Source organism: Ciceribacter sichuanensis, assembly GCF_024055605.1.
In the GTDB taxonomy this organism is placed as follows: Bacteria; Pseudomonadota; Alphaproteobacteria; order Rhizobiales; family Rhizobiaceae; genus Allorhizobium; species Allorhizobium sichuanense.
On sequence record NZ_JAMXLX010000002.1, the window covers coordinates 854,161 to 880,156 of the forward strand.

Here is a 25,996-nt window from a genome sequence, read left to right on the forward strand (position 1 = left end):
GACGCATCGAACGACAAAAGGTGACGAGGGGAACCGGGATTTTCCCTCCCCTCGTCCCGTCCTTTTTTGGACCACCCCTCTCCGTCCGAGGGTAAAGGAGCCTCAGGCTCCGCCATCCGAGACCTGACAAAGGCCCGCAATGACTGCTTTCGACGCCACGACGGCAACGCCACCCGTTCCTGCCAGCGCCCCACGCGAGCAACGCCGGCCGCTCGTTGTCATGAACGCGGTATCGAAGACCTTTTCCAGCGGAACGCTCGCCCTTTCCGATATGTCGCTCACCGTCAACGGCGGTGAATTCGTGAGCCTGCTCGGCCCCTCCGGCTGCGGCAAGTCGACAGCGCTCCGCATCATAGCCGGCCTCGGTGACGTGTCGAAGGGCACCATCGACTGGCCGAGCTCGCGCATCAATTCCCGGGGCCTGCCGGAAGGCGACATTTCCTTCGTCTTCCAGGAACCGACACTGATGCCCTGGCAGACCGTGTTCGGCAATGTCTACCTGCCGCTCAAGCTGCGCGGCATCTCCAAGGTTGCGGCCCGCGACGACATCATGGCGGCACTCACCACAGTAGGCCTCAAGGACTTCGCCGAGGCCTATCCGCGCGAACTCTCCGGCGGCATGAAGATGCGCGTCTCTATCGCCCGCGCGCTGGTCACCAAGCCGAAGCTGCTGCTGATGGATGAGCCCTTCGCCGCGCTCGATGAAATCACCCGTCAGAAGCTCAACGACGACGTGCTGCGTCTCTGGAAAGAGACCGGCATCACCGTCATTTTCGTGACCCATTCGGTGTTCGAAAGCGCCTATCTTTCCAGCCGCATCGTCGTGATGAAGGCGCGCCCCGGCCGCGTCCATGCCGATTTCCCGCTGAAGACCAGCCTCGAACGCGATGCGCATTACCGCACCTCCGAGGAATACCGGCAGGCCTGCGAGACAGTTTCCGAAACCCTTCTCGAAGCCATGGGCGGAGAGGACGCGCACTGATGTCCGACATGACAGCCAGCCCTTCCGGGACTCCTTCCGCAACCGCCCCAGGTTTCCTTGCCCGCCACGGAGAGACGCTGCTACGCATCCTCGTGCCCATCCTCGTCGTCGCAGTGCTGATCGGCATCTGGCAGATCGGCGTGATGGTGAGCGGCGTTCCGCAATACATCCTGCCGAGCCCGGGCGCGGTCGCCATCTCCCTGTTCAAGGACTGGGCGATCCTCGCGCCTGCCCTCTGGGTCACCACCCAGATCACCATGGCGTCGCTGGGGCTGGCGCTGATCGGCGGTGTCGGCATCGCCGTCTTCCTCGTCCAGTCGAAGTGGATCGAGACGGCCTTCTATCCGATCACCGTCATCCTGCAGGTCACCCCGATCGTGGCGATTGCGCCGCTGATCCTGATCTATGCGCCATCGACCCAGGTGGCGCTGCTGATCTGTGCCTTCCTCGTCGCCTTCTTCCCGATCCTGTCGAACATGGTTCAGGGCCTGAAGAGCGTCGATCATAATCTGCTGAACATGTTCGACCTCTACGGCGCTTCCCGCTGGCAGACGCTGCTTTATCTCAAGCTGCCTGCCTCCCTGCCCTATTTCATGACGGGCCTCAGGATCGGCGGCGGTCTGGCGCTGATCGCGGCGGTCGTCGCGGAATTTGCAGCGGGTTCCGCCGGCGCCGGTTCGGGCCTCGCCTTCCGCCTGCTCGAGGCCCAGTATCGCCTCAACATTCCGCGGCTGTTTGCCGCCCTCTTCCTGCTCTCCTGCCTCGGCGTCCTGATATTCGCCATCACCTCCTTCATCTCCTGGCTGGCATTGCATCGCTGGCATGAAAGCAGCCTCAAGCGAGAAAACTGATGCCCGCATATCCTCCCCGCTTGCCTGTTGCCGATCGCTTCGTCCTTACGAACGCCACCCTCCCCGCCGTTTCCGTCGATGGCTTCGCAGCACCCGCGCGCGAAGGTCTGGTCAGCGCCGATCTGATGATCTCAAGCGGCAGGATCGAAGCCATCCTGCCTGCGGGCACGGCACCGGCCGAACTGCCGCAGGCGGATCTCAACCGAAGCATGGTCTGGCCCTGCTTCGTCGACATGCACACCCACCTCGACAAGGGGCACATCTGGGAGCGCAGACCGAACCCGACGGGAGACTTTCCCGGCGCTCTGGATGCGGTCCGCACCGACCGTGAGGCCCGCTGGAACGCGGACGATGTCCGCGCCCGCATGGAGTTCTCGCTGAAGACAGCCTATGCTCACGGCACCAGTCTGATCCGCACCCATCTCGACAGTCTCGCCCCCCAGCACCGGATCTCCTTCGAGGTCTTCGCCGACCTGCGCGAGGAATGGAAGGATCGGATCGCCCTGCAGGCCGCCGCCCTTTTCCCGCTCGACATGATCACCGACGAGGCCTACTTCCCTGACCTGATCGACACGATCGTCACCCATGGCGGCCTCATCGGCGGCCTGACCCAGATGTGGCCTGATCTCGACCAGCGCCTTGACCTCCTGTTCCGCGCGGCCTCCGACAACGGCCTCGACATCGACCTCCATGTCGACGAGACCCAGGACAAGGAGGTTCTCACCCTGAAAGCCATCGCCGAGGCGAAGCTCCGGAACCGTTTCGAAGGCACCGTTACCGTCGGCCATTGCTGCTCGCTCGCCCGTCAGGACGAGGACGTCGCGAAGCAGACCATCGACAAGGTAGCGGAAGCCGGCATCGCGGTCGTTTCACTGCCCATGTGCAACATGTACCTGCAGGACCGCCACCACGGCTTCACGCCACGCTATCGCGGCGTGACGCTGTTTCACGAACTGACGGCAGCCGGTGTCGCGACCGCCGTATCCTCCGACAACACCCGCGACCCCTTCTACGCCTATGGCGATCTCGACGCCGTCGAGGTCTTCCGCGAAGCGGTCCGCATCATTCATCTCGACCATCCGCTGGATACGTCGGCCCGTGTCGTCACGCGTACGCCGGCCGACATTCTCGGCCGCCCGGACAAGGGCCGCATCGCCGCCGGCCTTCCAGCTGACCTCGTACTTTTCAGCGCCCGTAGCTGGAGTGAATTCCTTTCCCGTCCGCAGGCCGACCGCATCGTGATGCGGAATGGCATGGGCATCGACCGCAGCCTGCCGGATTATCGCGACCTTGACCCGCTGATGCGTGATCCCGACTGAGATCATGCAGTTCAAGAATCTGGAGACCGACCGTGCCTGACTACCAGCAGATCAGACAAGAACTCGAAGGGATCGCCGTCGAGGACAACCCGGCGCTCGTCAAGCAGAAGAGCCGCGACTTCTATTGGTATTCGCCAATCCTGAAAGCGCAGCTCGACAACGTGACAGCCGACCTCATTGTCTCGCCAAAGACGGAAGAGGAAGTGATCCGCACGCTGAAGGTGGCCTATGCCCACGGCGTGCCCGTTACCCCTCGCGGCGGCGGCACCGGCAATTACGGCCAGGCCATGCCGCTTTCGGGCGGCATCGTCCTGAACCTCCTGAACATGAACAGGATCAAGGAGATCCATCCCGGCCGCGTGATCGCCGAACCCGGCATCATCACCGCTGAACTGGATCGCCAGACCAAGGCCCATTCCGGCCAGGAACTGCGCTTCCATCCGTCGACCACCGGCACGGCGACCCTTGCCGGCTTCATCGCCGGCGGCTCCGGCGGCGTCGGCTCCATCACCTGGGGCGGGCTGCGCGATCTCGGCAACATCCTGCGCCTGCGCGTCGTTACCATGGAAGCCGAACCGCGCGTTCTGGAGCTGTCCGCCTGGGACCTGCAGAAGGTCAGCCATGCCTACGGCACCAACGGCATCATCACCGAAGTCGAAATGCCGCTGGCGCCCGCCTATGACTGGGTCGATGTCGTCATCGGTTACGACGACTATATGGACGCCGTCCGCTTCGCCGACGCGCTGACCCATCGCAACGGCATCCTGCTCAAGGAAGTGGCCCCGATCTCCGCCCCGATCCCGTATGAGTACTTCACCCGCCACAAGCCGTGGCTGAAGGAAGGCCAGTCCGTCGTCGTCCTGATGGTCGCGCCGCACTCCATGGCACCGCTCGTTGCCTATGCCGAGAAGATGAAGGGCGACATCCGCTTCCGTTCCGACAAGGTCGAGAGCATGAAGGGCATCCCGCATGCCTATGAACTCGCCTGGAACCACACGACCCTTCGCGCCCTGAAGGTCGACCCCGGCATCACCTATCTGCAGGTCCAGTATCCCGGTCCCGACCACGTCGAGAAGGTCGGCAAGCTGGTGAAGATCTTCGGCGACGAGGTCATCAGCCATCTCGAATTCATCAAGTTCGACGGCGCCATCCAGTGCTCCGGCCTGCCGCTGGTCCGTTACACCACGGAAGAGCGGCTCGAGGAGATCATCAAGATCCACGAGGACAACGGCTGCCCGATCTTCAACCCGCATCGCTATACGCTGGAAGAAGGCGGCATGAAGCAGACCGACACCGTCCAGCTCGCCTTCAAGAAGGAGACCGATCCGAAGGGCCTCCTGAACCCCGGCAAGATGATTGCCTGGGACAACCCCGACTTCGACTTCAAGTCCGGCAAGAACTACCTCTTCCCGGGTCTTCAGTCTTTCATGGAGGCCTGATACCGCCTGAAGCAATTCCAGCAAAAGTGCGAAGCGGTTTGCGTTCGGAATTGCGTAAAAACAAAGAGATAGCGCATCGACGGTAACTCCGTTTCCGCCGATGCCCTAGATCAACAGAACTTCCGAAGGTACTCCCGGCCGGGGCGAGACGATTGCCTCAGGTGCATGGAACAGACCATGGTGATGACAGGACCGGCTATGGCGGCGGGCCTCCCGTCATCGGGACAAACGGCGCGGAAAAATTTCAATCGACGCCCGGCGAAACCTTTTCGTCGGGCCAAGACATGGAGCTTTCCAGACTATGCGCGTACTTGTTCTGCATTCCCACCCCCTCGATGAAAGCTATGGCCGGGCGCTTTACCGTCAGACCTGCGAGAGCCTGACGAAGGCCGGCCACGAAGTCGACGGTTGCAATCTCTACGAGGAAGGTTTCGACCCGGTGCTGTCCGCCCATGACCGCCGCGTCTATCACGACTATCCCGAAAACATGGTTCTGGTGAAAAGCCATGTCGAGCGGCTGAAGGCCGCCGAGGGGCTGGTGATCGTCACCCCCGTCTGGAACTTCGGCTTTCCGGCAATGCTCAAGGGCTATTTCGACCGGGTCTGGCTCATGGGTGTGTCCTTCGACCTCCAGGATGGCAAGTTGACGCCCACGCTTCGGCATATCAGAAAGTTGGCCGCCGTCATGACTTACGGCGCCACTCCGTGGCGGGCATTCGTGGTCGGCAATCCGCCGAAGAAGATCGTCACGCGCGTCCTGCGCGCCCAGATCAAGATCGGTGCGCCGGTGAAATACCTCGCCCATTACGACATGAACAACTGCACGGACGAAACGAGAGCCGCCTTCCTTGCCAAGGTGAAACACCAGATGGAGCGGTTCTGAACCTTTGAATGCAAAGGCGGGCCGCATCTTTTCCGGCCCGCCTCGCTCAACGTTCGATCCCTCTCGTGGCCGTTGGCCCGCGTCAGGGAAGTACCTGAACGACCACATAGCTTTCAGGGTCGACGATGACCCAATGCTCGTTCACCATCGCATAGGCATAGCTCGGGTCTTCCGGCACCGGAGTCAGCACGACGTCGGGCGGCAACGGCTCACCCACGGCAATCGGCTGCTGGATAATGATTGGCTGCGGCGGTACCGGCTGTTCCTGAATGTAGGTGACAACACGCTCCGGCGGGGGATCGATCGCAGTGCCGGCAACAGCGCCGACGACACCGCCCACGGCCGCGCCCACCGGACCACCAACGATCGCGCCGGTCACGGCTCCGCCTGCTGCACCCGTCAATGCACCTTCCTGCGCGAAGGCAGGCGCTGATACAGACGCAAGGAGTACCGCAGTTACGGCTATAATCTTCATGGTCATGGCGAGTTCCTTTCGTTTCTGTCATGCCAATGACAAAACAACCCGAACCACCAGACTTTGTTCCTGCTATATATCCCCCGAGAAACAGGCAGGACACTTAACGTTTTTTATTAAACTCAGCTCCCAACGTGAGGTTTCCACGATGGGACGGGCCAAAATTTTCTTAAAATACCTTTGCGGCGGTCACTTCAACCTCAACAAGAAAGTCCGCGCGAGTAAAGCCACCGACCACGATCAACGTGGAAACCGGCTTTGGTTCCAGCGTGTAGCGGTCCCGCACTGCCATGTAGGCGGCAAAGTCCTCGCGCTTTGTCACGAAGCCGGAAATGCGGATCACGTCGGCGAAGGTCATACCGGCATCGTCGAGGATCGCTTTGATCGCCTCGAAGCAGAGTTCCGCCTGACCTGTGACATCGGCCGGAATGCTGTCATCGACGCCGATTCCCAGTTGACCTGATGTCACCAGCAGGCTCGCGCCGGGCGGCACCAGCAGACCATGATTATAATTACCGAACGGGGCACGGACGGATGACGGATTGAAGACCCGTTTCATGAGACACTCTCCTTTAACTCGCGACGACAACGGTCCGATCACGCCGGACCTCGTGGAAGATATGGCCGAACAGCGCCGCGAGCACGATGGGGCCGCCAATCATGGTTGCTGCCGAAGGCGTCTCGCCCAGGATCAGCCAGACCCACAGCGGCGTCAGCGGCACCTCCAGCGAGGTCAACAGGCTGGCATCGGCAGCGGGAACCCGGCGCGAACCGGCGGTATAGAGGATCAGGCCGAACGCATTCTGCACGATGCCGAAAACAACGATAAGACCCATATCACTGGCGCTGACAGAAAGAGGCGCCGCGAACGAAAAAGTCATCAGTGAACAGAGCCAGGCGGATCCCGCCATCGCCGGAAGCATCGGCACGCCACGATATTTTCGCATCACAGTTGCCAGAGCGGCGACGGAAATCGTCATGACGACGGCAAGCCCCTTGCCGAGAAGGCCACCGGACTCGCCACCGCTGTCGACCAGCATGACCAGCACGCCGCAGATCGCAACGGCGCTGGCGATCAGGGTTGCGCGTGTCGCCTTCTCGCCGATCCACAGATAGGCAACGCCGGCCGTCACGAAGGGTACGGTGGCATAGATCACCATCGCATCGGCAACGGACGTGTAATACATCGACCCGATGCCGGAGATCATGCTGACGGCGGAAAAGAACATCGCCATGAACGACGGCGCACGCATGCGCTTCAGAATCGTCAGCGCCGCGCCGCGCTCCATGTAGAAGAACAGCATCAGCACGCAGCTGCCCGACACGAGGCCACGCCAGAACAGCATGGTCATCAGATCGGCCGTGATCGTGCGGATGAACAGACCGGAGGTCGACCAGGCGAGCGCGGATATCGCGACATACAACACGCCGAGACGATATTGACGGGGGTCGTCGAGGGTCATGGAGAAACCGGTATGAACGAGAATGCGGCAAGGAGTATCGCGACCGCAAGACCGCCACAAGCTCAGGCTGCGGCGCTTTCAGTCGCGGAATGAGAAAGGCTCGCTTCGACCGCGAGCCTTCCGTTTGGCGATGGATCAGGTCGAGGTTCAGTCGCCGTAGCCGACGATGCCCTTGATTTCGAGGAAGTCGTGAATGCCCCAGTCCGCATATTCGCGGCCGTTGCCGGACTGCTTGTAGCCGCCGAAAGGCGCGAATGTGTCCCACTCAGGATAGTTGAGGTAGACAGACCCCGCCCGCATGCGGGCGGCCACCTTGCGGGCATGGGCGATATCCTGCGACTGCACATAGGCCGCAAGCCCGTAGACGGTATCGTTGGCGATGGTTACAGCCTCTTCCTCATCCTTGTAGGGCAGGATCGACAGCACTGGCCCGAAGATCTCTTCGCGCGCGATGGTCATGTCGTTGGTCACGTTACCGAAGACCGTTGGGCGAACGTAGTAGCCACGATTGAGGTTTTCCGGACGTCCTAGGCCGCCGGCCACCAGCGTGGCGCCTTCCTTAATGCCGGCTTCGATCAGGCGCTGGATCTTGTCGAACTGCAGCTGGCTGACCACCGGGCCGAGCACGGTTTCCTCCGAACGCGGATCGCCAACCACGAAGGTCTCCGCTTCCGATTTCGCGTAGCCGAGGGCTTCATCATGACGATCGGCAGGAACCAGCATTCGGGTCGGCGCATCGCAGGACTGGCCAGAATTGCCGAAGCAGCCCTGAACACCCTTGCGCACCGCCGTTTCAAAGTCTGCATCCGGCAGGATGATGTTAGCCGACTTGCCGCCGAGCTCCTGCGCCACGCGCTTGACCGTATCGGCAGCCGTCTTGGCGACGATGATGCCAGCGCGGGTGGAACCGGTAAAGGAAACCATGTCGACATCGGGATGACCGGCCATGACTTGACCGACATCGGGGCCGTTACCCTGCACCATGTTGTAGACGCCCTTCGGCACGCCTGCGGCTTCCATCACCTCGGAGAAGACGACGCCGGAGATCGGCGCGATTTCGGACGGCTTCAACACGACGGTGCAGCCGGCGGCGATGGCAGGCGCGACCTTGCAGACGATCTGGTTGAGCGGCCAGTTCCACGGCGTGATCAGCGCGCAGACGCCGATCGGCTCCTTGACCACCGTGGTGCTGCCGCGCTTCTCGGAAAACTCATAGGTTTCGAGTGCGGCTATGGTGGATTCCATGTGCGCGCGGCCAGCCCAGGCCTGCGCTTCGCGGGCGAAGGAAAGCGGCGCGCCCATCTCCTGGCTGACGGCTTGGGCGATGTCCTCGAACCGTTCGTTATAGACTTCGAGAACCTTCTTCAGCAGCGCCAGCCGCTCGGCCACCGACCACAGCGAGAAGGAGGCGAATGCCGTCTTTGCAGCGGCTACGGCCTTGTCCACATCCGCCTTGGAACCCACGGAAATCTGCGTGTAAGCCTCTTCGGTCGAGGGATCGATCACATCCAGAACCGCAGGCACGACGGGATCGACCCACACGCCGTCAATGAAAAATTTCAGGTGATTGGACATGCAAGGCTCCTTGGAAGGAAGTGGGGCGGGTTTGTCGCGGCGAACTATCCTTCAAGGCAAAGTCGACCGCAAGAAGATCGCGTCACAGGCGGCGCAAATATTCAACGATGTACGGGGTTACTTCTCCAGACCGTCCAGCAGGCGATACCAGGCGATTGTCGCCGCCACGCCGATTTGCCGAAGGCCGTGAAACGGAATCGGATGAATGGCGGAGACGGGGAAAGGCAGGGCCGTCCGGTCGCCTGTCTCGATATACTTCGCAAGGCGCGGCCCTATCGCAGTCATCAAGCCGACACCCCTCCCTTGACAGCCGGCAACCATCAGCAGGCCTTTTTCCGGCTCGTGAACGTGGGGGAGATGATCTGGTGTCACGGCCACCCGGCCGAACCATCTGTGGGCAATCGAGATATCGCCGAGAGCGGGGAAGAGGCGCAGCATCGCGCGCTGCAGATGCGCCCAGTCCTCCTCACTCTTCGGCTCGGACATTCGCCCTCGCCCGCCGAGTACAAGCCGGCCATCCGGGCTTTTGCGATAATAGACGAGGATGCGCCGGCTGTCGGAAACTGCCTGCCCATGAGGCAGGATCGCTTCCTGCTGCGCTTCGCTCAGCGGCGCGGTGGCGATCTGGAAGGAGTGCAGCGGCACCAGGCTCTGGGCAAGCCCCGGCACCAGACGACCGGAATAGGCGTTGGTCGCCAGCAGAACGGTGCGGGCCGAAATCGACTGTCCGCCGGACAGCGAAACCGTCCAGGCGCCGCTTTCCTGACGAAGCCCAGTCGCGGTCTCTCCCGTAGCGATGCGGACACCGGCAGCAACCGCGAGACGCGCGAGTTCGCAGACGAAAGCAAGCGGATTGATGACACCGGCGCGCCGGTCGAGCCAGCCGCCCAGATAGCCGTGTGCGCCAGTCATCAGGGCGATATCGGATGCATTGAGCAGCGTCACGTCGCCCCCCCGTGCTCGCCACTGCCTGTTGCGCTCCTCGGCATTGCCCATCGCCGTGTGGGTGTGCGCGGCCTGTATCCAGCCGTTACGCAAGTGCTCGACATCAAGCCCCTCGCCTTCGATGAGAGCGAAGACGGCGTCGGCCGTACGTGAAGCGAAATCGATCAGCCGCTCGCCCTTCTCCTCACCAAAGCGGGCGATCAGCCATTCGGGATCGTATTTGAGACCGGGAATGACCTGTCCGCCATTGAGCCCGGAAGCCCCCTCGCCGATGTCGCGGGCCTCCACGACCCTGACGACCATCCCGCTGCGGGCTGCGGCAAGCGCAGTTGAAAGACCCTGAAAACCCGCGCCCACGATGACAAGGTCGACCACCTCACGCGAGCCGACTGGCGTAACAACAATCCGGTCACGATCGGGCCGTCTCCACACCGGGCAGGAAAACCGCGAGGGCACCATAACCAATATCCTGAAAATATACTAAATAGCCGCCGCGCAGACTGAACGCGGCATTTTCCAAAATCAATAGATTTTTAGGGAGCATGCACCCTATCAACAGCGGCCGGGCAAGGCCGGTTTCGAAGCAGGAAGATAGAGCATTGATGGCAGATACGTTCTCGCCGGAAAATGCTCTATTGCGCGATGTCCACACGCTCCGGAAGACGCCAGTCGATCGGCTCCAGCCCACGGGATTTCAGGAAGTCGTTGGCCTTGGAGAAATGCCGGCAGCCGAAGAAGCCGTTATGGGCCGAAAGCGGCGATGGATGCGGTGCCTTCAACACCAGATGGCGCTGCCGGTCTACGAAGGCAGCCTTCTTCTGCGCATAGGAACCCCAAAGCATGAAGACGACGTTTTCGCATTCGTCGTTGACCGCCCGGATGACGGCATCGGTGAAGCGCTCCCAGCCATGCCCTTGATGCGCGGCGGCCCGCGCCTCCTCCACCGTCAGCACGCTGTTGAGCAGGAGCACGCCCTGCCGCGCCCAGCTTTCGAGAAAGCCATGACGGGCCGGCTCGATGCCGAGATCGGTCGCCATTTCCTTGTAGATATTGACCAGCGACGGAGGAGTGCGGACGCCGGGCTGCACGCTGAAGCAGAGACCATGGGCCTGACCCGCGCCGTGATAGGGATCCTGACCGAGAATGACCACCCGGACATTCTGGAGCGGCGTCAGGTCGAGAGCGCGGAAATATTCGTTACCCTTGGGGAAGATGCGCTTGCCGCTCGCCTTCTCCGCCAGCAGGAACTCCCTGAGCTGCTGCATGTAAGGGCTTTGGAACTCCGGCCCCAGCACCCGCTTCCAGCTCTCTTCCAGCCTGACATCCGATGAAGTCATTGCGATACCACCGTGCTGCGTTTCGATCGGAAGTGATTGAAAGCCGAAAGACCGCCCTGTCAATCCCGCAACTTGCCAGTCCGGCGAAACCTCCCCGACCATCCACCGCAGCGCCAATGATCCCCAACGAAATCAGTCACAGGCAGCTTTGCCAAACTGTCACAAGCCGGTGCTATGCGGAACCTTCCACGGTGAGGTTGTCCCATGACTCTGCTGATATGGTTCTGCGCGGTAGCCCTTGTTGTCCACCTCTCCAGCATCGTTCTGGTGCTTGTCTGGAGAAGCACGCGCCATGAGGAACCTCTTCCTCCGCGCCTGCCCGCCGTCACCATCGTCAGGCCCGTCTGCGGATTGGAGAACAATCTGGAATCGACGCTCCATTCGACCTTCCGCCTCGACTGGCCGGATTACGAGATCATCTTCTGCGTCGCGACCGCCAGCGACCCGGCGATTGCGGTCGTCCGCCGCTGCATGGCGTCGCATCCGCATATACCCGCCCGCCTGCTGATCGGCGACGACAGGATCAGCGTCAATCCGAAACTCAATAACGTCATCAAGGGTTGGCGATCCGCCCGCTACGACTGGATCGTGCTGGCCGACAGCAACGTGCTGATGCCGGAAGACTATATCCGCCAGCTCTTCTCGCGCTGGCTTCCGGGCACGGGAGCCGTGTGCTCGCCGCCCATCGGCTCCGCGCCGGAAGGCTTCGCCGCCGAACTGGAATGCGCATGGCTGAACAGCTTCCAGGCCCGCTGGCAGTTGCTGGCCGATGCCATCGGCCTTGGCTTCGCCCAGGGCAAGACCATGCTGCTCAACCGCCAGATCATGGCCCGCGCCGGCGGCTTCGAGCGGCTCGGCGAGGAAGTGGCGGAAGATGCGGCGACAACCGGCCTGATCCGCGGGCTGGGCCTCAAGGTCCGGCTGGTGAAGCAGCCCTTCCCCCAGCCGCTCGGTCGCCGCGATCTCGCCTCGGTGTGGAAGCGGCAATTGCGCTGGGCTCGCCTGCGACGCGCGTCCTTCCCGCTCTATTTCGTGCCCGAACTCATTGCCGGCGCAGCCCTGCCGCTCGCCGCATTGACAGCACTCGTAGCGACCGGAACCTGCTCGCCATTGAGCGCGCTCCTCTACCTTGCCGCATGGTATGGCGGCGAAACCCTGCTCAACAAAAGCTTCGGATGGCATACGGGCATCCTTGGCCTGCCTGCCACGGTGGCGAGGGATATCGCGCTTCCGGTTCTGTGGATCGCGGCATGGTTCGGAAACGGCTTTGTCTGGCGAGGCAATGCCATGACGGTGGCGTCCGATGAGAACGCCGAAACATCATCCGCCAAGGCCCGCCTTCGTCGCGTGGTGGACAAGACCCGCGAGCGGGCAAAAACGCTGACCGCGTTCCGCAATTGACCCCCGCGGGACCGGGAATCTGGTTCGGGTCCGCCTCCTGATATCATCACGAACGGAATGACTGCGAACGGAGGCAAGGCCGAAGCCCCGCCCCCGCCCGCAGGGAGGTTTCCTTAGAGCGTGTCGCAATCTTGCAGATTCGCTCCATACGCTTGAAGTCCGTGCTTCATCGCATGTCGCTGCCGCAAGACCGGTGCACACTTATGCGCAACAAGCCTTAGATCACGCCCGAGCCCATCTGCCCGGCGATATATTCCGCCTGCCGGATTGCCAGCGTGACGATGGTCAACGTCGGGTTCTCCGCGCCGCCCGTCGTGAACTGGCTGCCATCAGAGATGAACAGGTTCTTGATGTCGTGGGTCTGGCCATGCTTGTTGACCACGCCATCCCGAGCCTTCTCACTCATCCGGTTGGTGCCGAGATTGTGGGTCGAGGGATAAGGCGGGGTCGGGAAGGAACGGGTTGCCCCGACCGCTTCGTAGAGCGCCATGCCCTGCTTGTAGGCGTGATTGCGCATGGCGTCGTCATTCGGATGGTCGGTGAACCAGACATCCGGGATCGGCATGCCGTACTTGTCCTTGAGCTCCTTGTGCAGCTTCACCGCATTCTGTTCCTGCGGCATGTCCTCGCCGACGATCCACATGCCGGCCATATTGGCATATTGGTCCATCGCCGAGGTGAACGAGCGCCCCCAGCCACCGGGATCGAGGAACGCCGCCATGAACGGAATGCCGAGCGACAGCGTCTCCAACTCGTAGCCGCCGACGAAGCCGCGCGACGGATCGTGCTTCGCTTCGTCGCGGATGATGCCGGCCATCGTCGTTCCGCGATACATGTGTACCGGCTTCTCGAACACGGCATAGACCGAGCCGGTCGTGTGGCGCATGTAGTTCTTGCCCACCTGACCGGACGAGTTGGCAAGGCCGTCCGGAAACATCGAGGAATGCGAATTGAGCAGCAATCGCGGGCTTTCGATCGAATTGCCGGCGACCGCGACGATGCGGGCCTTCTGGCTCTGCAGCTTGCCGTCCTTGTCGGCATAAACGACCGCCGTCACCTTGCCGGACTTGTCATGCTCGATCTTCACCACATGGGAATTCGGCCTGACTTCCAGCTTGCCGGTCGCCTCGCCTTTCGGGATTTCGGTGTAAAGCGTCGACCACTTGGCGCCCCACTTGCAGCCCTGGAAACAGAATCCCGTCTGCTGACAGCCGACACGGCCGTCGCGGTCGGTGGAGTTGATCGCCATCCGTCCGGTATGGCACTCCTGATAGCCAAGCTTGTCGGCGCCTGCCTTGAAGACCTTGAAGTTGTTGCTCCCCGGCAGGCCCTCGATGCCATTGGTGCGGGTCACGCCCATCTTGTCCTCGGCCTTCGCGTAATAGGGCTCAAGGTCGGCAAGCGTGATCGGCCAGTCGAGAAGGTTCGCGCCTTTCACCTTGCCGTAATGGGTGAGCGTCTTAAACTCATGTTCCTGAAAACGCAGCGAGGCGCCCGCCCAGTGAGTTGTGGTGCCGCCGACCGCCTTGACGATCCAGGCCGGCAGATTGGGAAAATCCTTCGCCACCCGCCAGCCGCCGCCGGTGGTGCGATGGTCAAGCCAGGCGAGCTGGGCGAAACTGTCCCATTCGTCGTTGATGAAATCCTCGTGCTCGATCCGGTTTCCGGCTTCGAGAACGACGACATCGATGCCCTTCTGGGCAAGTTCGTTGCCGAGCGTTCCGCCGCCCGCACCCGAACCGATGATGACGACCACGCTGTCGTCGTTGAGATCATAAGGCGCTGCCATGGTTTCCTCCCAGGAATATCAATCGGGAATGTCCTCAATGCGCCGCCGCTCCGCTATCAGCGGGCCTCCTCGGGCGGCTTGCATCGTCGGGTTACAATCGGGGCGTCAGAGCCATTCGAGATCGTCGAAGCCACGGTGGATATAGCCACCCTTCGAGAAGGATTCGCCCTCGTAGCCGAAGATCGGCCAAAGCTCCTTCTGGTTATAGAGGCTGACCACGAGGTCGCCCCGCACCGCCTGGAAGAAGGGCGTCTTCTCGATGTCGCGCAGGATAGCCACGCGCTCATCCTCCCAGCCAAGCCCGGAGTAGCCGCCGGCGCCGGCGCGCTTGTCGAGATCGGCGATGCCCTCCTCCACCAGCTTCTTGTGCGCGGGGTCCTTTGCCGCGAGATCGTCCTGTCCCTTGACGGCGATCGCATAGAACCGGTCGGCGAGTTGATCGTGCGGATAGATGTCGCGAGCGAGTTTGATCAACGTCGCCATGGTTTCGGGCTTGAGGGCCTTGGCTTCGAGCGCCCAGGCCGCCTGCGGACAGATCACCGCCGAACCGCTGATGACGAACAGCGCACCCACGCTCCCGGTTTTCAGCAGGTCACGGCGCGAAAGCCCATTGGTCTTTTCGTAAAGCGTTACCACGTCAGTCTCCTCCCAAGGTCTTGTGGCAATCGACGGACCCTCATCCTCCGGTCCGTCAGGAGCGGCGCGCGAACGCGCCGCCCGATGTCAACGCGCTGCCGGAAGGTCCTCCAACCCTCCGGCGGCACGGATCACTTGAAACGTCCGTAACGCTGCAGAACCTCGATCTTGTAGCCGTCCGGATCGGTGATGAAGAAGAAGCGGGCGAAGAGCGCGCCATCGCGGTTGAACTCGACGATCTTGTTCGGGTTGAGCCCGAGATCCGTGAGCCGCTTGTGCTCGGCATCGAGATCGATGACGCTCACGGCAAGATGGCCGTAGCCATTGCCGAGATCATAGGCTTCCTCGCGGCCCTTGTTGACGGTGAGTTCGAGCTCGAACTCCGTTTCCGCATTGCTCAGATAAACCAGCGTGAAGGTGTCGAAATCCAGTCTTTCGGCAATCTGCAGGCCGAAAGCCTGTTCGTAGAACGCGACGGACCGAGCTTCTTCCAGCACCCGGATCATCGAATGGATCATCTTCGCCAAGGGCAACTCCTAGTTCATGCAAATCATCAATGCTGAAGAGTGTCCTATGCCGGCGGCAAATCGGGTAGCAGCCCACTACCGCACCCATGATTTCGAGTGGTTTTTTTCGTATTCTTTGCGTTTGAGGCAAAGCATTACGGCGATCTGTGAAATTGACCGGGATCGCGCCCGGTCTCATAATGACCCAAAACAAGAGACGCGGAGGAGCATGCCATGTGTGAAGTCTTTGCCGGACAGGATCCGGCCCGCTACCGCGCAGTCAACCGCTCGGTGAGGATCGGCGGCCACTCGACCAGCATCCAGATCGAGGCTGCCTTCTGGGACCTGATCGACGAGATCGCCGCGGGACAGTCGATGTCGACCTCGCGTTTTCTCTCGACACTCTATGACGAAGCCTTGGAGCGGAACGGCACGGTCTCCAATTTCGCCTCGCTGCTGCGGACAAGCTGTCTGATCCACCTGATGGGCAAGGCCCAGCATCCGGACGCGCCCCAAACCTTCCACATCATCGCCGCGGAATAGGCAATAAAAAACGCGGCCCGCTTCGAAGTCGGGCCGCGTTTCATATCCGGTCGCCGTCTTGGGTCGGCACCGAACGAACGGTTCATTCCGCCGCCTGCAACTCTGGACGCTTGGCTTCATCCTCATAGACGACGCCGCCGAGGGCAGCATGGAAGAGCTGCTCGTCCAGCTCACCTTCCCAACGGGCGACGACAACGGTCGCGACCGCATTGCCGATGAAGTTGGTGAGAGCGCGGCATTCCGACATGAAGCGGTCGATGCCGAGGATCAGCGCCATGCCGGCAACCGGAACGGACGGGACGACCGAGAGCGTTGCGGCAAGCGTGATGAAGCCTGCGCCGGTGATGCCGGCGGCACCCTTCGAGCTCAGCATGGCGACGGCGAGCAGCAGGATCTGGTCGCCGAGCGACAGATGGATGTCGGTTGCCTGGGCGATGAACAGCGCGGCAAGCGTCATGTAGATATTGGTGCCGTCGAGGTTGAAGGAATAGCCGGTCGGGATGACCAGGCCAACGACCGAACGCTTGCAGCCGGCCTTCTCCATCTTGTTCATCAGGCCCGGCAGCGCGGCTTCGGACGAAGACGTGCCGAGAACCAGAAGCAGCTCTTCCTTGATGTAGCGGATGAGCGAGAGGATCGAGAAGCCGTTGTAACGGGCGACCGCACCGAGAACCACGACCACGAACAGGATCGAGGTGAGGTAGAAGGTGCCGATCAGCATGGCGAGGTTGGCGACCGATGCGATACCGTACTTGCCGATGGTGAAGGCCATCGCGCCGAAGGCGCCGATCGGGGCAGCCTTCATCAGAATGGCGACCAGCTTGAAGATCGGATTGATGACGGCATGCAGGAAGTCGGTGACCGGCTGGCCGCGTTCGCCGACCAGCGCCAGCGAAATACCGAAGAGCACCGAGAAGAACAACACCTGCAGAATGTCGCCATCAGCAAACGCGCCGACGATGGTCGTCGGGATGATGTTCATCAGGAAGCCGACGATGGTCGAGTCATGCGCCTTTTCGGCATAGGAAGCGACCGCCTTGGCGTCGAGCGAGGCCGGATCGATATGCATGCCCGAGCCCGGCTGGATGACGTTGGCGACGATCAGGCCGACGACCAGCGCCAGCGTCGAGAAGGTGATGAAGTAGAGCATCGCCTTGCCGGCGACGCGGCCGACCTTCTTCATGTCGGTCATGCCGGCGATGCCGGTAGAGACCGTCAGGAAGATGACCGGCGCGATGATCATCTTGACGAGCTTGATGAAGGCGTCACCGAGCGGCTTCAACTGCGTGCCGATATCCGGGTAGAAATGGCCGAGCAGGATGCCGGCTATGATAGCCGCCAGAACCTGGACATAGAGATGCTTATACAAAGGCTGCTTGGCCCCGGAAATCGGAGCCGCGGATGGGATATTCATGATGTCCTCCGTTTCGTACCCTGTCGGAACAAGTTCCGGCCTCCCGGGCACAGCGATTTGAACGTTAGCAACGGTTCAGCGTTGTGTTTACGAAATTGCAAGACCCGTGCCAGAATTGTGAAACGTCATTCAAACCATTGATTCAAATAGACTTATGAAGTCACGAAATCGTCGTGAAATTCAACAAAGTGCGATTTTCCGCACTGCCATCTTGGCTTTCCGTGCGATTTGACGCACAGTGAAAAGATGTTTTCTAGACTGAAAATGAAGGATCGTACCGTCTGGGCCGTCTTCGCCCTCGTTGCGGCTCTCATCCTTGCGGCCGGCTCCTATTATGCGGGCCGTGTGGGCCGCGAGGCTGCGCTTGTCGCGCTGGCGGACGATGCCGGCAATGACGTGGCTCTGAAGAGCGCGCTGCTGCAGGCCGTGCTGGAACGCCCGCGCTCGCTGCCCCTTGTACTGGCCGACGACGCGGAACTGCGCAGCGCCCTGTTCACGGGAAGCGAGGGTGAAATCGCCCATCTCAACCGCAAGCTGGAAAAGCTGGTCGAGGATAGCCAGGCCGCCGTCATCTACGTCATCCCGCCGAACGGCATAGCTATCGCGGCCAGCAACTGGCAGCAGACCGACAGCTTCATCGGCAACGACTACAGTTTCCGGGAATATTTCCAGCAGGCGATGGCGACGGGACGCGGAGAGCACTATGCGCTCGGCACGGTGAGCAAGCGACCGGGCCTTTATCTTTCCCGCCGCGTAGAAGGCAGCAACGGCAAGGCACTCGGCGTCGTCGTCGTCAAGGTGGAGTTCGACGGACTGGAAAAGGACTGGGGCCTCTCCGGCAAACCGACCTTCGTGACCGACCGCAACGGCATCGTGCTGATTACCAGCAGACCGGAATGGCGCTTTTCAGCGATTACGGCCATTCCTCCCGAAAAGCGCGCTGCCATCCGCGAAAGCCTGCAATTCGGCGAGGCCTCGCTCAGAATGCTGCCGATCGCGCCGCCGCTTCAGGCCGGCGGCCGACCGCTGGTGAATGTCAACGAACCCGCAATGCAGAAGACAGGGCGTTTCCTGGCTCTCGCCTCGCCCGTCCCCGGCACGCCTTGGAGCCTGCACCTGCTGGTGCCTGCCGATATTGCGCTGACCGCGGGCATTCTGCAGGGACGCCTTCAGGCGCTTGCGGGACTGCTGCCGCTGGTCGGCCTTGGCGCCCTCCTGCTCTTCCGCTGGCAGCGCACCCGCCAGCGAGAGGCGGCCGAAAGGGCAGCAAGAGACGAACTGGAACGCAAGGTGAAGGAACGCACCGGCGAACTCAGCCTCGCCCGCGACCGGCTGGAAACCGAGATCGAGGAACACCACGCCACCGAGACCCGGCTGCAGAAGGTGCAGCAGGAACTGGTGCAGGCAAACCGCCTCGCCATTCTCGGTCAGGTCGCAGCCGGCGTCGCCCACGAGATCAACCAGCCCGTGGCCACTATCCGCGCCTATGCCGACAATGCCGGCACCTTCCTTTCGCGCGGCCAGAGCGAACCGGCCGCTGAAAACCTTGCATTCATCGCCAAGCTTACCGAGCGGATCGGCACGATTACCGACGAACTCAAGACCTTTGCCCGCAAGGGCCGCGCGGCGGCAGAACCCGTTGGGCTCAAGACCGTCGTCGACGGTGCTCTTCTGCTCCTCAGAAGCCGCTTCTCCGGCCGACTGGACATGCTGCACGTCGCCGACATTCCGACGGATATCCGTGTGCTCGGCAGCCGCGTGCGGCTGGAACAGGTGCTCATCAACCTCTTCCAGAATGCCCTCGAAGCCATTGCCGGCAATGCCGACGGACACATTGTCGTGCGTCTCGGCGAAAGCGACGAGGGAGAAGCGACAATCGTCGTCTCCGACAACGGCCCCGGCATTCCGCCCGAAATACTGAAGGGCCTTTTCACGCCGTTCAACACCTCCAAGGAAGGCGGCCTCGGCCTCGGGCTGGTGATTTCCAAGGACATCGTCGGAGATTATGGCGGACGCATTGCCGTGGACAGCGGCCCGAACGGAACGACTTTCACCGTGACCCTGAAACGAGCCTGAGCCCATGCGGGACAAGACCGACATCATCCTGATCGACGACGACACCGACCTGCGCCGCGCCACCCGGCAGACACTGGAACTGGCCGGCTTCGCGGTGGAGGATCATGCCAACGCCCAATCGGCTCTCGGCGCGCTTTCAGCCGCAACCCCGGCCATCGTCGTCACCGATATCCGCATGCCCGGAATGGACGGGCTGGAGCTTTTCGCCCGCATCAAGACCATCGATCCGGACCTGCCCGTCATCCTGATCACCGGCCATGGCGACATCACCATGGCCGTGCAGGCGATGCATGACGGTGCCTACGACTTTATAGCCAAGCCGTTTCCGGCGGACCGGCTGGCGCAGACCGTGCGCCGCGCCGTGGAAAAACGCCGTCTGGTGATGGAGAACCGCGCCCTGCGGCAGGCGGCGGAGGAAAGCCGCGACGACCTGCCGCTCATCGGCCAGACGCCGGCCATGGAACACCTGCGCCAGACACTCCGCCAGATCGCCGACACCGATGTCGACGTGCTGATCGCCGGCGAGACCGGAAGCGGCAAGGAAGTCGTGGCCACCCTGCTGCATCGCTGGAGCCGCAGGCGAAGCGGCAATTTCGTCGCGCTGAATTGTGGCGCGCTGCCGGAAACGGTGATCGAAAGCGAGCTGTTCGGCCACGAGGCCGGCGCCTTTACCGGAGCCCAGAAGAAGCGCGTCGGCCGGATCGAACATGCAAGCGGCGGTACGCTTTTCCTCGACGAGATCGAGAGCATGCCGGTCGCGACGCAGGTGAAGATGCTGCGCGTTCTGGAAATGCGCGAGGTGAGCCCGCTCGGCACCAACGAGGTCCGCCCGGTCGATCTCAGAGTCGTTGCAGCGGCAAAGATCGACCTCGGCAATCCGGCCGAGCGCGGCGATTTTCGCGAGGACCTCTACTATCGGCTCAACGTCGTGACCGTTTCCATTCCGCCGCTGCGCGAGCGGCGTGCCGACATACCGCTGTTGTTTTCCCACTTTCTCGCCCGGGCCGCCGAGCGCTTCAGGCGAGAGGTACCGCCCTTGACCTCTGCCGTGCACCAGCATCTTGCAAGCCATTCATGGCCGGGTAATGTGCGCGAACTTGCCCATTATGCGGAGCGGGTGGCGCTCGGCCTTGCCGAACCGGCCACACCCGCCGCGGCCACGGACTCCATACCGTCGGATGGTCATGCAAGCCTGCCCGAACGGATGGAACAGCACGAAGCCGAACTGATCCGCGCGGCGCTGATCGAGAACGAAGGCGACGTGCGCCGCACGATCGAGGCGCTGCAGATCCCCCGCAAGACCTTCTACGACAAGCTCCAGCGGCACGGCATCAACCGCGCCGACTACGAATAAGCCCGAAGAAAACCGGAAAGCCGCTATTCCTCGTCGCTGCGCATCGGAGCACGGCTGTGCTCGTTGCCGGCCTCCACCGCCTTCTGCAGAAGCTTCACCAGCACTTCGCCCTCGCCTACCGAAAGCCCGGTGAGAATGCGCCGCTGCACCTCCTCGACCAGCGGCTCGATGTCGGCCCGAACGCGCTTGCCCTCCTCGGTGAGCGAGAGTTGTTTGGCGCGGCGGTCCCGGCTGCTGGTGTCGCGATCGACAAGTCCCTTGGCGACGAGCCGATTGACCACACCGCCGATGGTCGCACGGTCATAGGCGATGCGCGCTGCAAGCGTCGCCTGATCTATGCCGGGCGCGATCTCCAGTTCGGCCAGCGCTGCGTACTGCACGGGAGTCAGGTCGTAGCCACCCTTGCCCACCTCCTCCAGAAACAGGGAGACGGCCACCTGGTTCAGGCGGCGAATGAGATGGCCCGGCATCTGCGCGATCTTGGACATGTTCATAGCCGCCTTCCCGGCCGCATCCACAAAGCCGGCAGAGGGCCGACGCTTTCGATATCGCGATTACATAGGCCAGCGAGTGTCGACTTGCCAACAGGCATGAAAACCGAACCGGACGCGCTCAATCGTCACCTACGAAGCCCGCGGCAGCATCGACCGCGGAGACATCGACCTGAGCCATGGCGGTTTCCAGCTCTTCGAGAAGCTTCTGTAGATCGCGCATGCGGTCGGCTCCGTAGGCGCTGATGATCTCGCCGTAGATCTCGTCGGAATGGCGGGTCATCTTCTCTATGAGTTCAAGGCCTGCCGCGCTGATCGAAATGCGGGCACGCCTGAGGTCGTTTTCGTCTGGATGGCGCTCGATCAGGTGCCGGCCCTCGAGATCCTTCAGAATGCGTGAGAGGCTCGGGCCGAGCAGGAAGGTGGCGCGCGCCAACTCCGTTACCTCGATTTCCTTCACCGTGACCAGCGCCCGCAGGATGCGCCACTGCTGCTCGGTGATGTCGTACATCCGCAGTGCATTGCGGAAATGTTTCATCACCGATTCGCGAGCGCGTAGCAGAAGCATCGGCATCGAACGCGAGAAATGGCGCAGCCGCAATCGTTGCGCGCTTGCGCTGCCATCCCTGTGGCTATCGTCAGCCTCGCCGTATTTGTCCATTATGCCGTCCCCACAGAGGCCCTGTCGTCGCATCGACATGCCTGCGACGGTGGGCCTCTTATAATTTCAAGAATAACTTATATAGCCTTTGTTAGGCGTCTCTATACCAATCATTGCCTGCCACCGGCAAGAACACCCATCCAACGGCAATATCGCGGATCAACTGCGCATCCTGTCCCATCCCCACCAAATATATATACCCGAGATCACGGTCGCGTTATCCACAGATAATTAACACGTTAAATATCAAAGTGCATTTCTGCGATTCAGACGCTTGACAATCTCTCCCGGATATCATCTTATTAACTTGTTAAGTTCGCTTTCACCCCTCGAGGAGGCCGTCTGCTGCACTTGGTGCCGGACGGGAGGGGGCTTCCAAACTCCGGGAGGGAGGAGAATGCCGGTTGGCGTGGGAGGACGCCATTACCGGCATTTCTCATTTTTGGGGCATGCTTAAAGCGGCCGGCATTCGCAGGAACAACAACGCGCCGGCCAGGCTCTTTTCAGCTCCTTCGGCCGACATCCAATAAGCCCGCTGGCTGACGCGCATGGCAGCAACCCCACACATCCCCTGATCACATCGCTCGATTGAAGTGTTGCATGCGCTCGTGATAGGAGAGCGCGAAACTCCTGCACATATAAAGAAAGACCAGCATGATCCCCTGGAAGCAGCTCGATATCGCCAGCATTCCGGGCGGCGGTGAATTGCGCCTCAAGCAGCGGGGAACGGAATTCTCCATCATGCTCGGCACCAACGAGCTGATGAACAGCCGCCTCAGTGGTTCAGAGGAAGCATTGGCCACGCTTTCTTGCGAGTATATCAAGGACAAGAAACGTCCGGCGGTCCTGATAGGCGGACTGGGCATGGGCTTCACCCTGCGCGCAGCTCTTGCCGTCCTGCCCGATGATGCCGAGGTTACCGTTGCCGAACTCGTGCCTGCTGTCGTCGCCTGGGCGCGCGGCCCGATGGCCGAGATTTTCAAGGGCAGCCTCGGTGATCCCCGTGTGCGGGTCCATGAAGGCGATGTCGGCGCGCTGATCCGTACCTCGCCCGGCAAATTCGACGCCATCATGCTGGACGTGGACAACGGTCCGGATGGCCTGACCCGCGCCTCGAATGACGGCCTCTACGATTTCGGTGGCTTGAATGCGTCGAAGACCGCGCTTCGGGCGAACGGCGTGCTTGCCGTCTGGTCGTCGGGGCCCAATGCAGGCTTCACCCGCCGCCTGCAAGGCAGCGGTTTTACCGTGAAGGAAGTCAATACACGCGCCAACGGCAAGCGTGGCGGCGCTCGCCATGTCATCTGGCTGGCGAGCAAGCGATAACCTCCAGACTAACCGCCGAATTGACAGCAAACGGCTGCAACGCTACTCAAAATCGAGCAAAGGATTTCGATGGCGAAAAGAGCTGGCAATCTTGGACGGCTTGACGACGCGGCCCGCGCCGGCTGGCTCTATTATGTCGCCGGCCGGACCCAGGACGAGATCGCGGCCGCCATGGGCATTTCCCGCCAGAGTGCCCAGCGCCTCGTTTCTCTCTCCGTCGCCGAAAAGCTGATCAAGGTCCGGCTCGACCATCCGATCGCCGTCTGCATGGAACTCGCCGAGGCGGTGAAACAGAAGTACGGTCTGCGTCAGGTCGAGATCGTTCCGACCGATCCCGGATCCGATGCGGCCCCGACCGGCGTGGCGGAAGCTGGTGCTGCCGAACTCGAACGCTGGCTGAAACAGCCAGATCCGCTGATCATCGCCATGGGTACCGGACGTACGCTGCGCGCCGCGGTCGATCAATTGTCGCCGATGGAGTGTCCGCAGCATCGCATCGTGTCGCTGACCGGCAATATCAGCCCCGACGGCTCGGCCGCCTATTACAACGTCATCTTCTCCATGGCCGACGCCATCAAGGCACGCCACTTCCCGATGCCGCTTCCGGTGCTCGTTTCCTCCCGCGCGGAGCGGGACCTCCTGCACCAGCAGGCGCTCGTCCGGCCGACCATCGCACTCGGCACCAGGGCCGACGTGACCTTCGTCGGCATTGGTGAGATAGACCCCCAGGCCCCTCTCCTGCTCGACGGCTTCCTACAACCTCAGGAAGTGGAAAGCCTCATGCAGGCCGGTGCCACAGGTGAGATCTGCGGCTGGACTTTCGATGCGGACGGCAAGCTGCTCGACAACCCCGTCAACGAGCGGGTGGCCAGTATTCCGCTTCCATCGCGGGACACCTCCTGCGTTATCGGACTAGCCCGCGGCAGGCGAAAGCATGCCGCCATTCGCGCCGCATTGCGCGGTGCCCATATCAATGCACTCATCACGGACGAGGATGCAGCCCGTTTCCTGCTGCAATCCTGACCACTCCTGAAAACAACAATTCCCCGTTTTAACGCAGAGACTTAACCGTCATCTTCGGCGGCGCAGCATGGAATCCGCATTGACTCTTCACGCGACAAAGTGAGAAATTGCTCACGAGCAAAGCGAATGCTCATTTTTCTTCTGGGAGGAAGATATGACATTGAAGACAATTTTGCTGGGCGCATGCTCGGTATTGGCCATGGCTGGCCTGGCTTCCGCCGAAACCCTCACCATCGCCACCGTCAACAACGGCGACATGATCCGCATGCAGAAGCTGACGGACGACTTTAAGGCGAAAAATCCCGGCATCGACCTCGAATGGGTAACGCTCGAGGAGAACGTATTGCGCCAGAAGGTGACGACCGATATCGCCACGAAGGGCGGCCAGTTCGACGTCCTGACGATCGGCACCTATGAAGTTCCGATCTGGGCCAAGCAGGGCTGGCTCCTGCCGCTCGACAATCTCGGCGCAGACTACGACGTGAACGACCTCCTGCCGGCGATCCGCTCTGGCCTGACCGGCGATGACGGCAAGCTCTATGCAGCACCTTTCTACGGCGAAAGTTCGATGGTCATGTACCGCAAGGACCTGATGGAGAAGGCGGGCCTGACCATGCCCGACGCTCCGACCTGGGACTTCATTGCCGATGCGGCCCGCAAAATGACCGACAAGGCCAACGAGGTCTACGGCATCTGCCTGCGCGGCAAGGCCGGCTGGGGCGAGAACATGGCCTTCCTGACGGCCACTTCCAACGCCTTCGGCGCCCGCTGGTTCGACGAAAACTGGAAACCCCAGTTCGACCAGCCGGAATGGAAGAACACGCTCGAATTCTACGTCAACCTGATGAAGGATGCAGGACCTCCGGGCGCCTCCTCCAACGGCTTCAATGAAAACCTGGCGCTCTTCCAGACCGGCAAGTGCGGCATGTGGATCGATGCGACGGTTGCTGCTTCCTTCGTATCGAACCCGAAGGAATCCACGGTCGCTGACAAGGTCGGCTACGCACTCGCTCCCGACACCGGTCTCGGCAAGCGCGGCAACTGGCTCTGGGCATGGAACCTCGCCATTCCCGCCGGCACCAAGAAAGCCGATGCCGCCGAGAAGTTCATTTCCTGGGCAACCGGCAAAGACTACCTGAAGCTGGTCGCTGACAAGGATGGCTGGGCCAATGTTCCTCCGGGAACGCGCACCTCGCTCTACGAAAACCCGGAATACCAGAAGGCAGCGCCCTTCGCGAAAATGACGCTCGACTCGATCAACGCGGCCGACCCGAAGAACCCCTCGGTCAAGCCCGTTCCCTATGTCGGCGTGCAGTTCGTCGCCATTCCGGAATTCCAGGGCATCGGTACCGCCGTCGGCCAGCAGTTCTCGGCAGCACTCGCAGGTCAGGTCAGCGTCGATCAGGCACTGAAAAGCGCCCAGCAGCTGACCGAGCGCGAAATGATGAAGGCTGGCTACATCAAGTAAACTCCCGTGGACTGGGGCCGGGCGACGAGAGCGTCCGGC

At 61.7% G+C, this 25,996-nt stretch carries 24 protein-coding genes; 12 read left to right on the forward strand and 12 right to left on the reverse strand.

Annotated elements, in window-relative coordinates:
* Nucleotides 1-139: 139 nt before the first annotated feature.
* The 5 genes from NBH21_RS10370 (at nucleotide 140) to NBH21_RS10390 (ending at nucleotide 5,474) form a co-directional block, all read left to right on the forward strand.
* Entirely contained in the window at nucleotides 140-982 is an 843-nt protein-coding gene (locus tag NBH21_RS10370) for an ABC transporter ATP-binding protein (RefSeq protein ID WP_250915578.1), read from the forward strand.
* Nucleotides 982-1,833: an ABC transporter permease gene (locus tag NBH21_RS10375; RefSeq protein ID WP_250915577.1), complete on the forward strand. Its 852-nt coding sequence runs from the start codon at nucleotides 982-984 to the stop codon at nucleotides 1,831-1,833. Before NBH21_RS10370 ends, NBH21_RS10375 begins: the two co-directional genes overlap by 1 nt.
* Nucleotides 1,833-3,152, forward strand: a complete 1,320-nt coding sequence (locus tag NBH21_RS10380) for a cytosine deaminase (protein WP_250915576.1) — start codon at nucleotides 1,833-1,835, stop codon at nucleotides 3,150-3,152. The genes NBH21_RS10375 and NBH21_RS10380 overlap by 1 nt, the downstream gene beginning before the upstream one ends.
* Nucleotides 3,153-3,184: 32 nt before the next feature.
* Nucleotides 3,185-4,591: an FAD-binding oxidoreductase gene (locus NBH21_RS10385; RefSeq protein ID WP_250915575.1), complete on the forward strand. Its 1,407-nt coding sequence runs from the start codon at nucleotides 3,185-3,187 to the stop codon at nucleotides 4,589-4,591.
* 301 nt (nucleotides 4,592-4,892) lie between these two features.
* Nucleotides 4,893-5,474 carry an NAD(P)H-dependent oxidoreductase gene (locus NBH21_RS10390; RefSeq protein WP_250915574.1) on the forward strand — a complete coding sequence of 194 codons (582 nt, stop codon included), beginning with the start codon at nucleotides 4,893-4,895 and terminating at the stop codon, nucleotides 5,472-5,474.
* 82 nt (nucleotides 5,475-5,556) lie between these two features.
* Here the strand turns inward: NBH21_RS10390 and NBH21_RS10395 are convergent, their stop codons facing one another.
* The 6 genes from NBH21_RS10395 to ung all read right to left on the reverse strand — a co-directional run bounded on the left by NBH21_RS10395 (nucleotide 5,557) and on the right by ung (nucleotide 11,269).
* Nucleotides 5,557-5,955: a DUF1236 domain-containing protein gene (locus NBH21_RS10395; protein ID WP_250915573.1), complete on the reverse strand. Its 399-nt coding sequence runs from the start codon at nucleotides 5,953-5,955 to the stop codon at nucleotides 5,557-5,559.
* A gap of 163 nt (nucleotides 5,956-6,118) precedes the next feature.
* Complete coding sequence (locus NBH21_RS10400) at nucleotides 6,119-6,508, reverse strand: RidA family protein (protein WP_250915572.1); 390 nt, start codon at nucleotides 6,506-6,508, stop codon at nucleotides 6,119-6,121.
* A gap of 13 nt (nucleotides 6,509-6,521) precedes the next feature.
* Nucleotides 6,522-7,412 (reverse strand): DMT family transporter, encoded by an 891-nt coding sequence (locus NBH21_RS10405; protein ID WP_250915571.1) that lies wholly within the window; start codon nucleotides 7,410-7,412, stop codon nucleotides 6,522-6,524.
* A gap of 147 nt (nucleotides 7,413-7,559) precedes the next feature.
* Complete coding sequence (locus NBH21_RS10410) at nucleotides 7,560-8,987, reverse strand: aldehyde dehydrogenase family protein (RefSeq protein WP_250915570.1); 1,428 nt, start codon at nucleotides 8,985-8,987, stop codon at nucleotides 7,560-7,562.
* Between the two features lie 117 nt (nucleotides 8,988-9,104).
* The gene (locus NBH21_RS10415; RefSeq protein WP_280925012.1) at nucleotides 9,105-10,391 is read right to left on the reverse strand and encodes an NAD(P)/FAD-dependent oxidoreductase; all 1,287 of its coding nucleotides are present in this window, start codon (nucleotides 10,389-10,391) and stop codon (nucleotides 9,105-9,107) included.
* A 173-nt stretch (nucleotides 10,392-10,564) separates the two neighbouring features.
* Entirely contained in the window at nucleotides 10,565-11,269 is a 705-nt protein-coding gene (gene ung / locus NBH21_RS10420) for a uracil-DNA glycosylase (protein WP_250915569.1), read from the reverse strand.
* Nucleotides 11,270-11,473: 204 nt separating this feature from the next.
* Here ung and NBH21_RS10425 point away from each other — a divergent pair, with 204 nt between their 5' ends.
* On the forward strand, nucleotides 11,474-12,670 hold the full coding sequence (locus NBH21_RS10425) for a ceramide glucosyltransferase (protein ID WP_250915568.1): 1,197 nt from the start codon (nucleotides 11,474-11,476) through the stop codon (nucleotides 12,668-12,670).
* A 217-nt stretch (nucleotides 12,671-12,887) separates the two neighbouring features.
* On the opposite strand, the gene NBH21_RS10430 is transcribed toward NBH21_RS10425, so the two are convergent.
* The 3 genes from NBH21_RS10430 to NBH21_RS10440 form a co-directional block, all read right to left on the reverse strand.
* Nucleotides 12,888-14,459, reverse strand: coding sequence for a GMC family oxidoreductase (locus tag NBH21_RS10430; RefSeq protein WP_250915567.1), 1,572 nt, complete (start codon nucleotides 14,457-14,459; stop codon nucleotides 12,888-12,890).
* A 105-nt stretch (nucleotides 14,460-14,564) separates the two neighbouring features.
* The gene (locus NBH21_RS10435) at nucleotides 14,565-15,095 is read right to left on the reverse strand and encodes a gluconate 2-dehydrogenase subunit 3 family protein (protein ID WP_250915566.1); all 531 of its coding nucleotides are present in this window, start codon (nucleotides 15,093-15,095) and stop codon (nucleotides 14,565-14,567) included.
* 131 nt (nucleotides 15,096-15,226) lie between these two features.
* Nucleotides 15,227-15,622, reverse strand: coding sequence for a VOC family protein (locus NBH21_RS10440; RefSeq protein WP_250915565.1), 396 nt, complete (start codon nucleotides 15,620-15,622; stop codon nucleotides 15,227-15,229).
* A 213-nt stretch (nucleotides 15,623-15,835) separates the two neighbouring features.
* On the opposite strand from NBH21_RS10440, the gene NBH21_RS10445 reads away from it, so the two are divergent.
* A complete protein-coding gene (locus NBH21_RS10445) occupies nucleotides 15,836-16,144 on the forward strand; it encodes a ribbon-helix-helix domain-containing protein (protein WP_250915564.1) in 309 nt (102 codons plus the stop codon).
* Between the two features lie 82 nt (nucleotides 16,145-16,226).
* Here NBH21_RS10445 and NBH21_RS10450 read toward each other — a convergent pair whose 3' ends face one another.
* A complete protein-coding gene (locus NBH21_RS10450; protein WP_250915563.1) occupies nucleotides 16,227-17,558 on the reverse strand; it encodes a dicarboxylate/amino acid:cation symporter in 1,332 nt (443 codons plus the stop codon).
* A 264-nt stretch (nucleotides 17,559-17,822) separates the two neighbouring features.
* On the opposite strand from NBH21_RS10450, the gene NBH21_RS10455 reads away from it, so the two are divergent.
* Both NBH21_RS10455 and NBH21_RS10460 read left to right on the forward strand, forming a co-directional pair.
* The gene (locus NBH21_RS10455) at nucleotides 17,823-19,634 is read left to right on the forward strand and encodes a sensor histidine kinase (protein ID WP_250915562.1); all 1,812 of its coding nucleotides are present in this window, start codon (nucleotides 17,823-17,825) and stop codon (nucleotides 19,632-19,634) included.
* 4 nt (nucleotides 19,635-19,638) lie between these two features.
* Complete coding sequence (locus NBH21_RS10460; protein WP_250915561.1) at nucleotides 19,639-20,988, forward strand: sigma-54-dependent transcriptional regulator; 1,350 nt, start codon at nucleotides 19,639-19,641, stop codon at nucleotides 20,986-20,988.
* Between the two features lie 23 nt (nucleotides 20,989-21,011).
* On the opposite strand, the gene NBH21_RS10465 is transcribed toward NBH21_RS10460, so the two are convergent.
* Both NBH21_RS10465 and hpaR read right to left on the reverse strand, forming a co-directional pair.
* Nucleotides 21,012-21,482, reverse strand: coding sequence for a MarR family winged helix-turn-helix transcriptional regulator (locus NBH21_RS10465; RefSeq protein WP_250915560.1), 471 nt, complete (start codon nucleotides 21,480-21,482; stop codon nucleotides 21,012-21,014).
* Nucleotides 21,483-21,600: 118 nt separating this feature from the next.
* Nucleotides 21,601-22,140 (reverse strand): homoprotocatechuate degradation operon regulator HpaR, encoded by a 540-nt coding sequence (gene hpaR, locus NBH21_RS10470; protein ID WP_250915559.1) that lies wholly within the window; start codon nucleotides 22,138-22,140, stop codon nucleotides 21,601-21,603.
* A 654-nt stretch (nucleotides 22,141-22,794) separates the two neighbouring features.
* On the opposite strand from hpaR, the gene NBH21_RS10475 reads away from it, so the two are divergent.
* From NBH21_RS10475 to NBH21_RS10485, 3 genes are all read left to right on the forward strand, one after another.
* A complete protein-coding gene (locus NBH21_RS10475; protein WP_250915558.1) occupies nucleotides 22,795-23,466 on the forward strand; it encodes a spermidine synthase in 672 nt (223 codons plus the stop codon).
* A 69-nt stretch (nucleotides 23,467-23,535) separates the two neighbouring features.
* A complete protein-coding gene (locus NBH21_RS10480) occupies nucleotides 23,536-24,489 on the forward strand; it encodes a sugar-binding transcriptional regulator (RefSeq protein WP_250915557.1) in 954 nt (317 codons plus the stop codon).
* A 154-nt stretch (nucleotides 24,490-24,643) separates the two neighbouring features.
* Entirely contained in the window at nucleotides 24,644-25,957 is a 1,314-nt protein-coding gene (locus tag NBH21_RS10485; protein ID WP_250915556.1) for an ABC transporter substrate-binding protein, read from the forward strand.
* Nucleotides 25,958-25,996: the final 39 nt, after the last annotated feature.